Source organism: uncultured Ellagibacter sp. (assembly GCF_934617235.1).
Lineage (GTDB): Bacteria > Actinomycetota > Coriobacteriia > Coriobacteriales > Eggerthellaceae > Ellagibacter.
In genome coordinates, this window is sequence record NZ_CAKTTZ010000004.1 from 25236 (window position 1) to 42167 (window position 16932).

General features: G+C 61.4%; 10 protein-coding genes. 4 read left to right on the top strand and 6 right to left on the bottom strand.

The window, feature by feature from the left end; genetic code table 11:
• Positions 1-118 precede the first annotated feature (118 nt).
• Complete coding sequence (locus Q0G85_RS01480; RefSeq protein WP_297154065.1) at positions 119-1312, top strand: glycosyltransferase family 4 protein; 1194 nt, start codon at positions 119-121, stop codon at positions 1310-1312.
• A 122-nt stretch (positions 1313-1434) separates the two neighbouring features.
• On the opposite strand, the gene Q0G85_RS01485 is transcribed toward Q0G85_RS01480, so the two are convergent.
• The 5 genes from Q0G85_RS01485 to Q0G85_RS01505 all read right to left on the bottom strand — a co-directional run bounded on the left by Q0G85_RS01485 (position 1435) and on the right by Q0G85_RS01505 (position 11118).
• Positions 1435-3525: a DUF6541 family protein gene (locus Q0G85_RS01485; protein ID WP_297154067.1), complete on the bottom strand. Its 2091-nt coding sequence runs from the start codon at positions 3523-3525 to the stop codon at positions 1435-1437.
• A 376-nt stretch (positions 3526-3901) separates the two neighbouring features.
• A complete protein-coding gene (locus tag Q0G85_RS01490; protein WP_297154069.1) occupies positions 3902-6556 on the bottom strand; it encodes an RICIN domain-containing protein in 2655 nt (884 codons plus the stop codon).
• Positions 6557-6611: 55 nt separating this feature from the next.
• Complete coding sequence (locus tag Q0G85_RS01495) at positions 6612-7601, bottom strand: glycosyltransferase (protein WP_297154071.1); 990 nt, start codon at positions 7599-7601, stop codon at positions 6612-6614.
• 15 nt (positions 7602-7616) lie between these two features.
• Positions 7617-9746, bottom strand: coding sequence for a glycosyltransferase family 2 protein (locus Q0G85_RS01500; protein ID WP_297154073.1), 2130 nt, complete (start codon positions 9744-9746; stop codon positions 7617-7619).
• 115 nt (positions 9747-9861) lie between these two features.
• Complete coding sequence (locus tag Q0G85_RS01505; protein ID WP_297154074.1) at positions 9862-11118, bottom strand: glycosyltransferase; 1257 nt, start codon at positions 11116-11118, stop codon at positions 9862-9864.
• Between the two features lie 205 nt (positions 11119-11323).
• Between Q0G85_RS01505 and Q0G85_RS01510 the strand changes: the two genes are divergently transcribed.
• The 3 genes from Q0G85_RS01510 to Q0G85_RS01520 all read left to right on the top strand — a co-directional run bounded on the left by Q0G85_RS01510 (position 11324) and on the right by Q0G85_RS01520 (position 14288).
• On the top strand, positions 11324-12418 hold the full coding sequence (locus Q0G85_RS01510) for an acyltransferase family protein (protein ID WP_297154077.1): 1095 nt from the start codon (positions 11324-11326) through the stop codon (positions 12416-12418).
• Between the two features lie 357 nt (positions 12419-12775).
• Complete coding sequence (locus Q0G85_RS01515; protein WP_297154079.1) at positions 12776-12997, top strand: type II toxin-antitoxin system Y4mF family antitoxin; 222 nt, start codon at positions 12776-12778, stop codon at positions 12995-12997.
• Positions 12990-14288, top strand: coding sequence for a type II toxin-antitoxin system HipA family toxin (locus Q0G85_RS01520; RefSeq protein WP_297154081.1), 1299 nt, complete (start codon positions 12990-12992; stop codon positions 14286-14288). The genes Q0G85_RS01515 and Q0G85_RS01520 overlap by 8 nt, the downstream gene beginning before the upstream one ends.
• Positions 14289-14416: 128 nt before the next feature.
• On the opposite strand, the gene Q0G85_RS01525 is transcribed toward Q0G85_RS01520, so the two are convergent.
• Entirely contained in the window at positions 14417-16894 is a 2478-nt protein-coding gene (locus tag Q0G85_RS01525) for a polysaccharide pyruvyl transferase family protein (RefSeq protein ID WP_297154084.1), read from the bottom strand.
• Positions 16895-16932 lie beyond the last annotated feature (38 nt).

Below are 16932 nucleotides of genomic sequence, written 5' to 3' on the forward strand. Positions count from 1 at the left end.
AGCGCGATGAGCTGCTTGAAATTTGACACACGATTCTTTATTTTACCTCTTTTCGATATCGTCCACGCACTCAACCTATAATAAGGGCGAACGAAGAGAGAGCCTTCAGGAGGAAATTGTGGCGACCACCACTGAAAATCGCACGGCGCAAGGCTTGCGCATCTGTCTGTTCTCGGCGCTTTACCGGCCGAGCATGGGAGGCGTGGAAACCTACACCGAAAGCCTTGCGCGCGCATTATACGAGATGGGAGCCGAGGTGACGGTTGCAACCTGCAATACCCACGGCCTCGCCGCGCGCGAGCGCGAGGACGGCGTGAACGTCGTGCGCTTCCCGTGCAAGCCGCTTTTGGGAGGTCGGTTTCCCCTCGTGAAGAATGACGAGGAAGCGAAGCGGTTGTGGACGCATCTTGAAGACGAGCACTTCGATTACGTGATAGCGAACACGCGCTTCTACACGCTGACCGAGCGCGCGCTCGACTTCGCGGCGCGCACCGGCGTGGTGCCGCTGCTCATCGAGCACGGGTCGGCGCACCTTACGATGGGCAGCGCCCTTGTCGACCCCGCGGTGCAGGCGGTCGAGCATGCGCTCACGAAGCGCGATCTGCGCTACCCGTTCGTTGCGTACGCCGTGTCGAAGAAGGCGAGCGCATGGCTCGGGCATTTCGGGGTCGAGTCGGCAGGCGAGCTTCCCAACTCGATCGATGCCGATGCGTATGCGGCGCAGGCGAGCGCGCGAGACTTCCGCGCCGAGCTGGGCATTCCCGCAGACGCCCTCGTGGTTGCCTTCGCGGGGCGCCTCGTTCCCGAAAAAGGCGTGGTTGAGCTTGCCCAGGCCACGGCGGCGATCGCCGAGCACCCGGATGCGGGCGGGCGTGCCGTGCATCTTATCATCGCGGGCGCGGGTCCCAAGCAGAGCGACATCGAGCGAATCGGATGCGGAAGCGTTCATCTGGTAGGGCGGCTGGAAAGGCAGGATCTGGCGGCGCTCATGTCGCAGGCCGACGCGATGGCGCTGCCCTCCCGGTCGGAAGGCTTCGCCACAACCCTGCTCGAGGCTGCGGCGTGCGCCACCCCCGCAATCGTCACCCCCGTCGGCGGCACCGACGAGCTCGTAAGCGACGAGCGCTTCGGCACCATCATTCCCGATGCGCGCACCGAGACGGTCGAGGCCGCGCTGCGCGAGGCAGCGCGCAACCCGCAGCGGCTCGCCGAGCAGGGAGCAAGCGTCGCGAGGCGCGTACGGGCGGAATACAGCTGGAAGCGTACCGCCGAGCGAGCGCTCGCCGCATGCCGCAAGGCGAACGAGAAGTAAGGTTCCTAGAAGGATTCGCGCCCACGCGCGACAAGGCCCCTCGAACTCGGCAGCCCTGCGATCCTGCTTCCCCGCAGGCACGGAGCCTCGCGCCCGAGCGCCTTCAAGCGCTCGTTTTCCCCCTATTCGTCGATCGCGGTGATGCGGTACAGGCGCATGTCGTCGCGCGCGAGCACCACCTCGAACCCGGGCGTGGAGTCGCGCACGTAATCGATGCCGCACCACAGGCTGTTGTCATCGTAGGTGAAGAAGAAGTTGCTGTCGGGATCGGAGGGGTTGTACCATCTTCCCTGGTCAAGCAAAAGCAGGTACTCAGCCCCGACGTTTTCGACGGCTTCTTTCACCCGATCGTCGTAGGAGATGCTATCGAGGCGGCTACGGATGAGCGCGCTGTCCGCAGTCTCGCTGCTCACGCCATAGGTGCGCAGGTAGCGGTAGTACGTGCGCATGCCGTCGACCACGTAGCAGAAGCAGCTGCCATCGTTGGGGTTGTTGATGACGACGGCGCCTTCGGGAAGCACCTGCTCGACCTCGGCGACGAACTCCTTTTCCGCGGTCGTGTAGATGTAGTCCACGTTGTTCTGCCACGAAAGCCGCTGCCAAACCAGCGTCATCGCCCCGCGGCCCATGTTGGGAACCTCGCTCGACGGGTCGATGTCGGTGCGCGGGTCATCGAGGAAAAACGTTCCCCACACCAGCACAAACGCGCAAAGAGCGCACGCGATGGAGGTCGCCCACACGGGCGTCTTATCGCGCGAGCGGGAAAGAAGCCGCGCAATCGTGCGCGCAACGAGCGCTATGCCCATCGCCGCGAGGGGGATACCGAAGATGGCAGCCATCGCCGCCACGCGGTAGTAGTCGGTGTACCAAAAGCCGGTCAGCAGATGCTGCAGGCGGCCGGAGGTCGACACGCCGACGATGAACATCCCGCACGCGAGCACGTACGAGGCGGAAAGCCACAGCCAACGGCGCTCTTTAAACGTCCAGAACATGCCCACGAACACGAACACCATGAGCACGAGCTGCACGCCGTCGTCCATGAACCCGAGCATGAGCGTATGGAGCACCGCCTCAAGCGGGTACTGCGCGGCACCCCACGAGTGTTCCACCACCGCGCTCAGGAAGGGCAGATGGTATACCACCCACCAGATGACGCAGATAAGAACGGCCGCGACCGCCGCGAACAGGATGCGCAGCCGCCATTTCGCCGCTCCCTCGCGACGGAGAAGGTCGGCCGCGATCGCCGCCCGGTAGATGCAGAAGGGAATGAGCCACACGGCCACGACGAACACGGCGTTCGGCTGCGCGAGCGCCAACGCGATGACGCCGACGACGAACAGCACCCCCGCGCAGATGCGCTCACGGCGCGAGATGCCCGTGCGCAAGATCGCCACGAACAGCGCCGCCACGAGCGGCAGCAGGCAGTAGGCAGACGTGTTCGGGAACAGCGGGCCCCAGGCGAGCAGCATCCAGGGGAAGGCCGAGAACATGGGCGCGCAAGCGGCGCCCCAGCACACGATGTCGCGACGCTCCTGGAAGACGATGCGCATGAACGCGAACATGCTCGCAGGCAGAGCCAACGCCACGAACACGAAGTTCGCGGCATTTTCCGAAAGCGGAATGGGAATGCCGAGAAGGCTCACCATGAAGGCCGCGACGTTGTACCAGGCCGTCGGGTAGAAGCCGCCGCCGGGAAGCGGGTTGATCGCCGCGTCGGCCGCGCCCGCATAGAGCGACGTGCTGAAAGGAGACCAGTTCCCCGTCTCAACGAAGCAGCGGATCGAGCCTAAGTGGCTCACGTTGTCGTATTCCTGCATGTAGTTCGAGGGGTCGCCCAAAAACGAAGTGAACATGCCCACCGACACGACGATGCCCACCAAAAGGTAGAGCGCGAGCGCGCACAGGTCGAAGCGGCACGCCTCGCGACTGCGCTCGCCGAAGCGGCGGCGGGGCAGATCGCGCGCGCGAAGGCGACCGACGATGCAGATGATGAGGCCCACCGCGAGCTGGGGGAAGAAGATCGTCGCCCAGTTAGTGTCGATGCCCAGGGCGGCGTACGCCAAACAAAGGGCGATCGTCGCCGGAATGCCCAGAAGCGGCGCGAAGGCGATAGCCGACGCCACGTGCATGCGGAGACCGACAAGCACGAGCGCACCCGGAACGAACAAGAAAAGCGCCCCCGCAAATGCAGCGGCGAAAAACAAACCCCACATACCTTACCTTCCCAAGCGTCGCGCAGCGCGTTGCGAAATCACAAAAGCAAACCGACAAGGGCGCCGCCTCGGACGCCCTCATGCCAAACTAGGCCATTATACTATCGTTTCTCTTGCAGATACTTCGCCGCCCCGGGCAATGCGAACACGAATTTGCCCGCCACAGGCTCGTCGATAACACCCGCTTCGAGCAAACGCTTCTTCTTTGAGCATCTTTGAGTAGCTTTAAGCACTGTTGATTTCTTTGACTTTCCTTGACTTCCTTATGCACGTTTCTAAGTTTTCAAGATACTACGATTTGCACGTTTCCATGATTTGACGACAAAAGGGCCCGCTTTATGAAGCGAGCCCTTAATCAAGTGAGGTATATCAGGAACTACCAGTACCAGGAATTCGGCAGGGCGCTTGTGGCCACGATCACGCCGTCTTTGTAATACTCGCGCTGCGCGGCGGCGGAGTGCGAACCCGTCCACCAGGAAGAGACATCGATGTAGTCGTACCAGTCGGGCTGGATGCCCCAGATGTCGCAGTTGAGCGTGCGATCGTAGTTGTCGACAACGATCTTCACAGGGAAATCCCAGTCGTTGCGGAAGCGAAAGTCGGAAGAGCCCCAGTTCACCATCGCGTCTTGCCCGATGGGCACATATGTGGAAGGCGTCGTGTGGTTCTGACGCTCCACGATGGTGAGGCCGGCGCGCACCACCGCGCCGTAGAGCGTGGTGGACGCCTGGCAGATGCCGCCACCGTAACCAGAGCCGCCTACGACGCCAGCGATGAGGTAGCCCTCGGCCGCGCCGCACGGCCCGCACGTGTCGAAGAACGACACCGTCTCGCCCGGCCACACGACCATGCCGTCGAAGTTGGAAAGCGCACGCGACATGTTGTACCACCCATTGAACGTGTTGGTGGAAACGGTCGAGAAATGCGCGAGAAGATCCGAGAAGTCATCGGGGACGTAGGTCGTGGGAGTCAGCACGAAGCGCTGCGCGATGGAGTTGTTGCGCGTATAAACCTGCACGTTCGTACCGCTTTCCGCAATGCCGTCGGCAATGTCGAGCGCGAGGCCATTGCCCTTGCACACGAAGCTAAACGACTGGTCGCCCGCATACTTCGGGTACCATTTCTGTGCGTCGTTGCCGAACGGCGTGCACTGCCACACGTTCGTGCCAGGGGTGCGCCCACCATTGGCCACATCGAGCACCTTGCGCGAGAAGGGGAACGTGATCGTGCAGGATCCGTCGGCGTTCGTCGAGATCTTCACCACCTGCGCGTTCGAGCCGTTCTCGGTATGTAGCTGCACGTTCGCGCCGCTTGTGCGGGAGGCATCTTGCACGTCGAGCTTCACCGACGGATTGGTGTATGCGCCGATGGTGTAGAAACCGTCGATGATGATCGGGGTTTTCTTCAGGATGAACGACGATGCGTCCGCGCTCGGGCCAAGCACAACGTTCTTCCCCGAAAGGGAGAGCGCGAACTCGCCGCTCTTCGAGGCGATGCAGTACGCGCCGTTTCCGAGCGGCACGAGCTTCCACAGCTGGGAATCGGCCCCGTCGGCGGTCTGCTGGCAGACGTTCGCGCCCGCAGCAGCGCTTCCGCCCTCGATAGCAAGCACCTTGCCCGAGCACAGCGACTCGATCGTGCAGTAGCCGTCATCGCGGGTCGTCACGTGCCACTTCTGCGCATAGCCGCCATTGTTCGTATGAACCTGCACGTTGGCGCCCGATTCGGTCGATGCGTCGAACACGTCGAGGTCGGTACCCTTGTCGTTCGAAAGCGCAAGCTCGTAGGTGCCGTCGGCGTACGTGCGCTCGCACGGGCTGAAGACGAACGATTGGGCGATGGCCCCGTTCGGAGTCCACGTGCGCACATCCGTGCCCGCGGCGCAGATTCCGTCGGCGATGTCGAGCGCGAGCACGTTGCCCTTCGAGATAAGCGAGAAGGAGCCGTTGCCGTTGTCGACGAGGCGCCACTTCTGCATGCTGTTGCCAAACGGCGTGCATTGCCACACGTTCGTGCCGGGAGTGAGCCCGCCGTTGGAAACGTCGAGCACGAGCCCCGAGCCCATCGAGGTGATCGTGTAGTAGCCCTCGGAGTCGGGCTCGATGTACCACTTTTGGGCCTGCGAGTGGTTGCTGGACCACAGGCGAACGTCGGCGCCGGAGACAAGCGACGCATCGGCCACGTCGAGCGCATAGGAAGTGTCGCCCGCGGCACAGATCTCGTAGACGCCCGCGGCGAGCAGGGCCTCGGGGGCAGGGTCGGAAACGGGCGTGAGCGCGAAACGCTGCGCGGGAGCGCCGTTGACCGTGTAGGTCTGGATGTTTGTGCCTGCAACCGCAAGCCCGTCGGCGATGTCGAGTGCAAGCCCCGAGAGCTTGGAGACGAGCGTCACCGAGCCGTCCGCCGCGCGCGCAATCTTCCACTTCTGGGCATCGTTGCCGAAGGGCGTGCACTGCCACACGTTCGTGCCGGGAGTGCGCCCGCCGTTGGCCACATCGAGCACCTTGCCGGTCGCAACCGAGGTAATCGTGTAGTAACCCTCGCCCACCGCTTCGATGCGCCACCTCTGGAAGAGCGTGCCGTTCGCGGAGGCGAGCTCGACGTTCGCACCCGAGTAGAACTGCGAGCCGGCCGTGGAGAGCACCGCCTTCGAATTCGCGGCAGCAGAGATCACGTACACGCCCTCGAAGGATTCTTCACCTGCGGTTTCCCCTTCACTTGCAGCGCTGCCCTCACCTGCGGCGGCAGGTTGCGCGGCGGCGGGTGCAGCGGCTTCAGGCGCAGCAGAAGAAGCGCCGCTGGCACCATCAGGCTGCGCAGGCGTTGGGGCCTGGGATGTTCCCGCGCCATCCGCGGCAGAAGAGCCTCCTATCGTGGCATCCGCCGAGGGCGCGCCTGCGACCGCCGAACCATCGGACGCGCCAGCCGTCTCTTGCGCGAACGCACCCGCGGGCACGCACCAGACCGAAAGCGACGCTGCGAGCAGCACCGAGAGCAACCGCTTCGGTCCCTTCAACTTCGGTCCCTGCATTCTCTCCCCTTTCCTGTCGACGGAGAGCCTCAAGCGCCGATGCGCCCGGACCCGCCTACATTCCCGATTCGAAACGCGCCATGAAAGCGTCGAAGTCGTCCATCATCAGATTGAGCATCTCCCAATCGGCCGGCGCGAACATGTCGCGCTCGAGCGTGCCCTCCTCGCGGGCCCGCAGATATTCCTCGCGCATGCGCTCGGCGAACGCGCGGCGGGATTCATCTGTCAGACGATTGAAGTTCCAGCGATACGTGCCAAGCTTCAGCAGGTTGACGATCGCGCCGAACGCGCGCTGCTTCTCGGGGTCCTTCGCCAAAAACTCGCGCGAGAGCTCGTACTCGTCGCACACGGCGAACACCTTCGCCGACGACTTCACCGAGGAGTTCGCGTTGTCGACGCGATAGTGCAGATAGCCCTTCGGGAGGATCGCCGCGCGGCGGGCGCTCGCCCACACCTGGAAAACGAACGAGGTGTCCTGATACGACGCGCCGGGCGTCCCGTTGAAGCGGATGCCCTCGCGCTCGATCATCTCGCGGCGGTAAAGCGCCGACCAGATGATGGGCAGCACGGTGAGCGCGCGCTGGTCAACGCGGGGATCGAAGACGGTCTTGTACGCAAACCCGGCGAACGGTTCCTGGAAGACGTCGCCCGCATCGCTGTGCTCGTAGTAGTTCGCCTTCACCAGGTCGAGGTCGTGTTTCTTCGCGAACTTGTACATGTCCTTGAACATGCGGGGGTCGGCGAAGTCGTCGGATTCCACGATGCCCACGTACTCACCGCGCGCCTCGGAGAAGCCGCGGTTCATCGTCTTGCCGTAGCCCTCGTTTTCCTTCGAGATGAGGCGCACGCGGGAATCGCGGGCGGCATATTCTGCGGCGATGTCTGCCGACGAGTCGGTTGAGCCGTCGTTCACGACGATGATCTCGATGTCCTTCAGCTTCTGCGCGAGCAGGCTGTCGAGGCATTCGCGCAGGTACTTCTCGACGTTGTAGACGGGAACGACGATCGAGACCTTGGGCGTATCGGAGGTTTTGTTGCTGAACATGATTTCCTTTCCAAACTATCCGCGGCGTGCCGCGTGGAGAACGCGCTTTGCGAGGTTCGCCGCCGCACGGGCAGGCGCAGTGACCGCGCGACCCGTTCGGTAGCTTATCGAGTGGTAGAACTTCTCGATATCGGAGTTGAGCTGGTTGATGTGCTGAGCCTGGCCTCCTACCGCAAGCAGGTTTTCCTCATTTTTCATGATAACGTCATTCAAGACGAGCGTGTCGCGGCATCCGGTGTACGCGTCGTAGGTTTCTCCGAGCAGCGCTTTGCAGGCGGCGCGCTCGGTTTCAGTGAGCTGCGACCCAGCAAGGGCGCGCGCTATAGCCTCGCCTCCGCGCTCGCGGGCATCCTCGAAACAGTAGCGACGAGCAATCGGGTTGCGGATAAGGTCGACCATGAGGATCAGATGGCGCGCCGCCGCGGCATCGAGCCCGCACGTTGCCTCGTCATCGCCCGCGAAGTTCGTCCGCGCCTCTTCGAAGCCGGAGAACACATCGTCGAGCATGGCGCGCGCGCCGACAAGCCCCGTCGACGCGAAAGGCAGGCAGCAAAGCGTTGCGAGGGGGCGCTTGGTCACGACAATCTTGGTCGCTTGCGAGAAGGCCGCGCATTGGAGGCCCAACCAGGTAAAGCACTTCGCCTCTTTCGCGCATTGCAACAAGAATTCCCTGTTGAATGCCTTGTTTGCCGACGCGATGCTCGAAAACGAGAACAGCTGAGAGGAAAAATCGGAAGCGGGATGCACCCCTTCGGGCACGATTGCCTCGGTGGTGCTGGGCTCGTAGAAGTCGAACAGGTCGCGCACGCCGAGCATGCCGGCGGAATCAGTGAACACCGCAATGTCATAAGGCTCACGCTCGCCGACGACCGTGCGCCCCTCGCGTTCCCCTGCAAGCTGAAGCAGCTGGTCGAAGGCTTGCGGGTCGTAGACGACGTTCGCATAGGAGCGGACGAGGTAGGTGCCCCGCGCGCTCGCGAGCGCAGAAGCGACGTCGCGGGAGGGAAGAACGCGCGCGCGGCAATCGTTCTCCGTGAAGTCGGCCACGAGCTGGGCATAGCGGCTGTTCGCATCGGCGGGCGGAAAGAACAGTACCTCGAAGGACTGCTCGTCCTGGAACTCGATCGCATCGAGCGCGGCTTTGGCGTCGTCGGCCTCGTCGGCGCATTCTATAAGGATGCTTATCGAAGGAGCATCAGTTTCCACCTGGGGCGACACGAGGTAGGCCAAACGTCCGCGCACGCCATCGTCAAGCCCGAGCGAATCGAGCGGGCGGCCTTCGAGCACCTCGTCGAGGAATGCCGAGAAAAGCTCGGCAAAGCGGACGCGGTCGTTGTAGTAGGTCATCTTCGCCGACGTGAACAAAAACGACACGGCCCACGAGATGCCCTCGCGCCCGAACTCCACCAACGTCCCGCGCTCCTTCCATGTGGTGAGCGCGTATTTCACCACGTCAAAGTGGAGGAAGAGCTGCTTGGCGCCATCTGAGCAGGTCGCGCCCACCGCCGAATCGCGACGCACGCGGTAGAAGTAGAGCATCTCCTTGCTGAAGGCGACCGTTTTCGCAAGCGGGAAGGTGATGAACTGGAAGGCGTGATCTTCCCCAAGCGAGAGGTCGGGGTTGAGAAGAAGCCCGTTGCCGCGTAAGAAGTCGGTGCGGTACATCTTGTTGCACATGAGGGGGATGCTTCCGCGCTCATAGAGCAGGGCATCGACCCCGGAATGATACACGTTGTCGCGCCACGCGAAGGAATCATCCGCCCACGGGAGCGTGGGGAACGTCTTGCCGCCGAAGACGACGATGTCGGCGCCTTCCCGCTCGGCGGTGGCGACGAGGACCTCGCAGGACCTTTGCGCGATGTAGTCGTCGGAGTCGACGAACAGGATGTACTCGCCGCGCGCAAGCCCGACGCCCACGTTGCGCGTCTCGGCAACGCCGCAGTTCTCGCGATGGAGCGCGCGGATGCGAGCGTCTTTCGCAGCGTAGGCGTCGAGAAGCTCCGGCGAGCTGTCGGTCGAGCCGTCGTCCAAACAGAGAATCTCGATATTGGAAAGCGTCTGCTCAATCAGGCTATCCAGGCATTGCGCGAGGTAGCTTTCGACGTTGTAGACGGGGACAATGATAGAAACCTTTGGATTATCCATGTAGCGCCTTCGGTTAGCTTCTCGGATGCAGGCACACGCCCGCAGCGTTTTGCTCTGAATGATACTGTATCGCAGCGACGATGCGGGGCAGCCTTCGAAAGAAGCACACGGTGTCCTAGCGCTTCGACGCGCCCACCTTGCGCTGAATCGCGCGGGGAAGGCGGCATATCGCCTGGCCGACGCGTTGCTCTGCCGCGCCCATGACCGCGTCGAACTCGGATACGACCCGATCGAGGTCGGCGCGCACGACCGCTTCGCGTGCGCACGCAGCATCGCGCTCGGCGAGGGCCTCGTCACGCGCGGCGCTCACCTCGTCGAGGACGGCAAGCGCATCTTCCCGAGCCGCATCGAGCGAGCGCGCTCGGCCGAACAGGTACGCTGCTGGATTGCATTCTGAAATCTCGCGCATGCGGGCAAAGTATATCGGGTCGAGGAAGTCGTGTTCGCCCAGGTCGGCAAGACTCAAGTCGGAAAAGCCGCGGTCGGCCAGATAGCGGTACACCTCGCAAAAGGCGGGATAGGACGCGAGCGTGTTCAAGTTGTACAAAATACTCGACATCGCCCAGGTGGCATAGCTGCGCGAGAGCGCCTCGAGGCGCCCCGTTTCTAGCAGGTAGCTTCGGAAGGAATGGATGGCGCGCACGAAATCGAACGCATGGCGATCCTTCGTGGCCATGGCGGAGTCAGCGCGCATCACGCGATAGTTGATGAGCCGCTCGCCCACCGTCGCGATGCGCTCGGCGTCCACAAGCGCGGGGTACACGAACGCGATGTCCTCCGATCGCTGGATGTCTTCCGCGAAGCGATAGCCCCCCTCGCGCACGAACGAGGCGAGAAACAGCTTGTTCCAGGCCCACGTCTGAAAGCTCATGAGGAAGTCGTCGGGACTGCGTTTCCACGAAAACGCCTGGCCGTCGAAGTCGAACGGAGCGAAATGGAGAATGCCGAGCGGCGGATGCTGCCGGCGTTTGCGCTGGTTGTTGTAAAACCAGAGGTCCCACACCACGATCTGAGCATTCGTGCGGCGGGCCGCATCGAGCGTCAGCTCGAAGCAGCGCGGTGCCAAGAAGTCGTCGGCATCCAAGAACATGAGATAGCTTCCCCGCGCCAAGGGAATCGCGCGGTTGCGAGCGCGCGCGCAGCCCGCATTCTCTTGCTCGACAACGCGCATCTTACCAGCAAGGCGTCGCTCGTACTCGCGCAGGACCGAGACCGAATCATCGGTCGACCCATCGTCGACGCAGATAATCTCCCACGACGATTCCGTCTGAGCGATGACGCTGTCGAGGCATTCGGGTAAATAGGCCGCGCAATTATACACGGGGATGATAACCGAAACCGCGGGAGCGCTCCCCGCCGAGATCTCCGACATACTTCGTCCTTTCGCAATGCAATAACTGCATAAGGGTACCACGCAATGGGCGCATCTCGGCTGATTCGCGTTATAGATACGACCCTCGATCGCCATTTCGCCGTTTCGCCGCGGGAAGAAGATTCGATAGCCTCCTCCTCATGGCAATGCATCTCTCGTTTCGATATCATAGTAAGGATTCGAACGCTACGAAAGGAATGCGACATTGTCTGGGGCAACCGCGTCGAGTTCTCCTTCGCCCGCCGAAGGCCAGAGCAAACCCACAAAACAACGTATCTGCTATATCGATATCGCCAAGGGATTCGCCATGCTCTGCATCATTGCAGGGCACTTCGGAATCGCAAGCGCAGAGCGCTTCGTGTTCACCTTCCACGTCCCGCTTTTCTTCCTCTTAAGCGGGTATTTCCTCTCCACCAAAGTGAGCTTTCTCCCTTTCATGAAACAGAAAGCCCGACAGCTGCTCGTGCCCTATTACGTCACAGGAGTCGTTCTCCTTATAGTCGCCACCGTCGTCAATCACTTTGTCTGGCCGGAAATCGATGCCCTGAATAATGCGAAGAGCATGCTCGGTGCCTTATTGTATGGCTCGGGGGCGCCCCATAGCGATCCTTTCGCGATTCGCCAAATCGGCCTGCTGTGGTTTCTCTGGGCTCTCTTCTTCTCGACGGGTTTTACCCGCCTCGCACTCAAAACCAAGTATCCGCTGCTCACCGTATGCCTCATAGCAGCCGCAGGATGGGCGAGCGCAAAAGCGACTTGGCTTCCCTTTTCCATCCAGCCGGACGCGATGGCCTCATTTTTCATGTACCTTGGATTCCTTGCGCGAAAGCACGGAATCCTTGACAAGAAACCGCCTCTCGCTTTGATTGTCGCCTTAATTCTGCTCTGGATAGCGTCCGTCTACTTTGGGGTTTCTATCAATATCGTCGTCTGCTTCCTCTCTCACGGGCTTCTGAGCATCGCCACCTCGATTGCGGCGTCTTATCTCGTCGTCCTCGCCTGCAAGGTCGCCGAGCAACGGCTTCGCACCGTGTCTCGGTTCTTGAATTTCTTTGGGCAAACAACCCTCATCGTCATGTGCTTCCACGCGATTTCTGATTTCTGCTTCCCGAATCTCATGCTTTACAGCTGGCTCGAGCCCTTCGGCTTTCCCCATACCGCCGTGAGCATTCTCATCCTCGTGCTCAACGTATTGTGGCCGCTCCTTGGCGTATTCGTCTCCTTGCGCGTTCCTTTGTTGAAAAAGCTATTCAGCGTCCGCCCGATATCGCCCCTTCCCGAGCGCGAGTCGGCCGCTTAGGGGGCGAGCCGGGACAAACGCCTGTTCGACTATTCCACTCGCGCGGGCGAAGCAAGGCGAGACTCCAAGGGAGCTAAGCGACCAATGCGCGAATGGGATAGCTAGATCCACAGCTGAATTACCGAAAAGGTGAATGATTTGCATACCAAAATGCGAATGATTGACTTACCAGAATACGAATCTCGCACCAACCAACCACGCAATGCGTTGCAACATTCCGCACTCACAGATTCTTCAAATGTTGGTGCATTTATGCGTTCGCATAAGTTGTGAGCAGATGCCCTGTAATTTACGCGAACGCGTAAATAGAAGAACAATGTGCTATTATTTATGCGTTCGCGTAAAGGGAGTGATATCGTGATCAATATCGGCAGCGCAAAAGAACTCGGGAAGCTCATCATGCATGAAAGAAAAGCCCAGGGGCTCACCCAAACCCAACTAGCAGGATTGAGCGGCGTAGGCATAACATTTCTCTCGAACCTCGAAAACGGGAAACAGACCGCGGAGCTTGGCAAAACCCTCAACGTTCTTGCAACGCTCGGATTAGACCTTCTCGCAGAAAGAAGAGACGATGAGTAACCTTCGAGTTTCACTTTATCGCAAAGGGACTGTGGTTCGCGTAGGCACAATAGAGAGGAATAATACCGACGGGTCTATTTTCAGGTACCTTAATAAATATGCTGACGATAACGCAGCGATTCCCCTATCTCAATCGCTCCCTCTTTCGACCGATGTTTACAGCGAAGACCAATTCCGCCCCTATTTCGAGGGATTGCTCGCCGAAGGAAATGCACGAGAGGCACTTGCGGCAGAGCTGCACGTTCGGGAAACAGATTACCTCGCAATCCTCGCGCAATGCGGCCGCGACTGCATCGGCGACGTGATCATAGAAGACGACGGCGATTCCATCCCTCAAATCGCAAGCGCCAAGAACAGCTACGAAGAAGTGAGCAACGAACAGCTATTCCGTTTTTTCCGCTCTATTCCAGATATGTCAAGAGAAAATGTCGGGTCGCGGCTTTCTCTGGCCGGTGCGCAAAGCAAGATAGGGCTGGCGCATATGCCCGACAGCCCCATGTCGCAGGGATGGCTTAAACCGCGAGGACTCGCAGCGAGCACCCATATCCTCAAAACAGGCTCCATCGAAAAGCTTGTCAGCCTCGAATTTCTCTGCATGCGGGCGGCGAAAAAATGCGGCATTAAGGTTCCGGAGGTTACGCTGCTTGACTTCGGTAAGCCCGTACTGGCTGTCGAGCGATTCGATAGGGTGGTAACGATTGACGAAGAGGGACTCCGCGTTGAGCGAATCCATCAAGAGGACTTCGCGCAGGCATTCGGAATGACGTCAGCTTCGAAATATGTCGAGCTCCCGAATGGCTCTATCGCTTCGATAGCGCAATGGATTCGCTCTTATGACGCAAAGCCAACCGAGGATCTTTCTCAGTTTGCAAAAGCTGTATGCTTTAACTACCTTATCGGGAACTGCGACGCGCACCTGAAAAACATTTCGATTATGTACCAGGTTGGGAAAAGGGGGCCAATACGTCGCCTATCTCCAGCTTACGACCTGGTCAGTACATCGTTCTTCGATAGATTCAGCAAAGAGTTGGCTATGGCTGTCGGCGGCGCACGAGACATTAGAGACGTGAAGCCGAGCAGCTTCGATCTCCTTGCGAGCAGCTTAGGCATCACTTCAAGCTACTTGAGGTCAATCGTCGCGCCGATTGTCGATAATGCCGAAGCCGCAATTCGCGAAGCAGGCAGCGAGTCGCTTGGTCCTTCGCAGGAGTTTCTCCCCTATTTGGCAGACGATCTGCAGGAAGACATCGTCCCGCGCCTTCGCGTCCTGGAGGAGTTTTGCAATCTTTAGCGGCGTTCCTTTGCTGAGAAAGCTATTCAGCGTCCGCCCGATATCGCCTCTTCCCGAACGCAAGCCCGCGGGGCGGCTCAACCTTCGCGCCCAGCTTTCCCAGCCTGCGCGCGTCGACGGACGCGCGGCTACGACTCCTTCGGCCCTTTCGCGCCCTTCGACAGCGCCTCGCGAAGTTTGCGAGGCAGGGTGAGCAGCGTCGATCCCACGCGGTAGGAATACGAGTGCTCATACTCCTCCACCTCGCCGCGCGCCGCATCGCGCTCGCGTTCCATCTCAGCGCAGCGGGCACGTGCCTCCTCGACGCTTCTCCGCTCCTGCGCGATTTGCGCCCGGAGGCGATCCTTCTCGGCGATATCGTTCGCCACACGATTCAAGAAGAGTTCCTCGGGAATCTCCCCGCGCTTTGCCGGCGCGATCGAGGCGATGGCATCGAGCAGGATGCTCTCCGATTCGCCGCTCTTCTTGCGCAGCTCGGACACGCGATTCGTCAGCGCGAACGCGCGCTGGGCGTCGAAAGCGAGGACGGATTCCAAAGCCGCGATGATATCTGAGGTATCCGCGTTCATGGAAAGCAGCGTGTCCGCCTGCCCCAAATCCTCGTAAAGCGACACCACCTTGGGAAGATATCCCAGGCCAACGCAGGGTTTGCAGAACGATCCAAGCAGAAGGGACGCATGGTAGCGCATCGAGAGGCCGGCCGAACAGCGCGAGAGGAAGTCCGCCACCGGCTCTATGCGCTCCCCCGCATCGAAGATGCGGAGCGCCGCCTGAGCGGGAAGAAGCGCCCCGATGCGCTCGGCGAGCGCGCGGTCGCTCGAGTCGAGAATGCACGCTGCAAAGACCACGTCGCGATGAGCCGCCTGAACCCTCGCAATCGCGGCGGCCACCCGTTCGGCAAAATCGGCGGGCGCGTTCTCGTACTCGCGCAGCGAAACCGCCACGACCCTGCGCGATACGGGGTCGATTCCTTCGGATGCGAACCATTCGTCGACGAACGAAGTGTCGGAAGCGCTTCCCAAAAACGCGCAATCGGCAAGCGCTATCACCTGCTCGTTGCGCACCCGGCACGAGCGGATGAGCTCGGCGGTCGCCGCATCGCGCGTGAGGAACAGCGCGCCCAGACGTCCCATGAGGCGCACAAGCGAGCGGCCGTCCGCCACGTCGAGCGGTCCCGCGCCGATGCCGTAGAGCACCGGGCGCGCATCGTTCATGTAGGCAAGCTCCACGTAAGCGGCGATACCAGCGATGTCGGTGTGCGGCATTGACGAGGCAAGCTCCGCCTTCCCGATTGACCAGCGAATTCCCTGGTCGAAGAGGAGACCTGCGATCACGAGAGCCGCCGAGGACGCGGCGAGCACCCGGTCGAGGACGCGCTTGTCCTGAAGCGTGATGGAGTAGATGCCGCGCTCGCGCAGGGTATGCAGCGGGTTTTCCCCGACAGCAACGATGGAGCAACCGCAGACCAGCTCCCGCAGGCGCCTATCGACCGTTGCCAGGATGTACTCGTCGCCAAAGTTGCCCATGCCCACGTAGCCGAGGACCGAGACGATCGTGCGCGGCGCGGGAAGACCGGCCATAAGCCCCCGCTCGGCAAGCTGCTCGCGCACGCTCTCGAGGGCGGCAAGCAGCGACCCATCAAGGAAGGGGCCTTGCGAATCGACGGGAAGGCGACGGCTCTCGAACGCGACATCGCCCGAATGCTGCTCCGCAACCGCCGCGATGAGCGCCTCGCGCGCCGCGGTAACATCCTTCTCGCAAATGTCCATCCGCTCCGCGCGCCATGGGGAAAGGCCCTCGCCCACGCACGCAAGCTTCACCCCATCGGCATGGACGAGCACAAGCGCCTCGTCCGTCAGCAGCGCATCCGCCGGGGACTTCACGTCCCGGGCGTCGGCTGGGGCGTTCGCATTCTGCGAGCCCGCACCCAGGTCCCCGAACACCACGCACGCCGCACTCGAACGCGCGGAGTAGGCGATGTGGGTAAACGTCGGGTCGGACGCGAAGCGCTCAGGCCACCCGGCGCCGAAGCAGCGGACGGCTCCCTTAAAGCGCTCGTCTGCGACTAGCTCATCGAAGAAGGCGACGCGAGCGGATGTCGCATCCTGCAAGCACATAATGCCAGGTCCGAAGGCAACCAGGTTCGCAATCGGCGTCGAGGCGTAGGCGGCATCGACAGCGGGAGCGCACGCCCCCACGACGCCGTCGAACCCGTCGAGCTCCTCCAGACGCAGCGAGCGCCCGGAAATCGTTATCGCGAAGTCGAAAGGCGCGCCGCTCGACTTCGCCACGCTCGCCTCGGCCTCGGATCGCGCAGCGGCAAGCATGCCCACGGCGACGCCGCGCGAAGCGGCAGCGTCGAGCCCGCGCGCACCCATGCCCTCGGCGAGCATCAGGCAATCGGGACGCTGCACCTCGAAAAAGCGGGAAAGCATCGCAGCATCGAAAGTGCCGGCCTCGTCGAAAACCTCGGGCCACATGTTCGGCGTGAAGAGGAACACCGTGTGCCCCTGCTTTTCAAACGCCCTCTTCGCGCAAAACGCGGGGGTTGCAACGCCCGCTCCCATGCGGGCGACGAGCGCGATTTTGCAGTAGGTTTTTTCCATATCCGAAGCACCTTCCTTCGGGAAAGGCGCCGCACGAC

What these genes read in the sequence shown, in the direction of transcription:
- Q0G85_RS01495 (WP_297154071.1), bottom strand. Translation starts at nt 7,601, where the DNA reads ATGTTCAGCAACAAAACCTCCGATACGCCCAAGGTCTCGATCGTCGTT.
- Q0G85_RS01490 (WP_297154069.1), bottom strand. Translation starts at nt 6,556, where the DNA reads ATGCAGGGACCGAAGTTGAAGGGACCGAAGCGGTTGCTCTCGGTGCTG.
- Q0G85_RS01500 (WP_297154073.1), bottom strand. Translation starts at nt 9,746, where the DNA reads ATGGATAATCCAAAGGTTTCTATCATTGTCCCCGTCTACAACGTCGAA.
- Q0G85_RS01505 (WP_297154074.1), bottom strand. Translation starts at nt 11,118, where the DNA reads ATGTCGGAGATCTCGGCGGGGAGCGCTCCCGCGGTTTCGGTTATCATC.
- Q0G85_RS01525 (WP_297154084.1), bottom strand. Translation starts at nt 16,894, where the DNA reads ATGGAAAAAACCTACTGCAAAATCGCGCTCGTCGCCCGCATGGGAGCG.
- Q0G85_RS01485 (WP_297154067.1), bottom strand. Translation starts at nt 3,525, where the DNA reads ATGTGGGGTTTGTTTTTCGCCGCTGCATTTGCGGGGGCGCTTTTCTTG.
- Q0G85_RS01520 (WP_297154081.1), top strand. Translation starts at nt 12,990, where the DNA reads ATGAGTAACCTTCGAGTTTCACTTTATCGCAAAGGGACTGTGGTTCGC.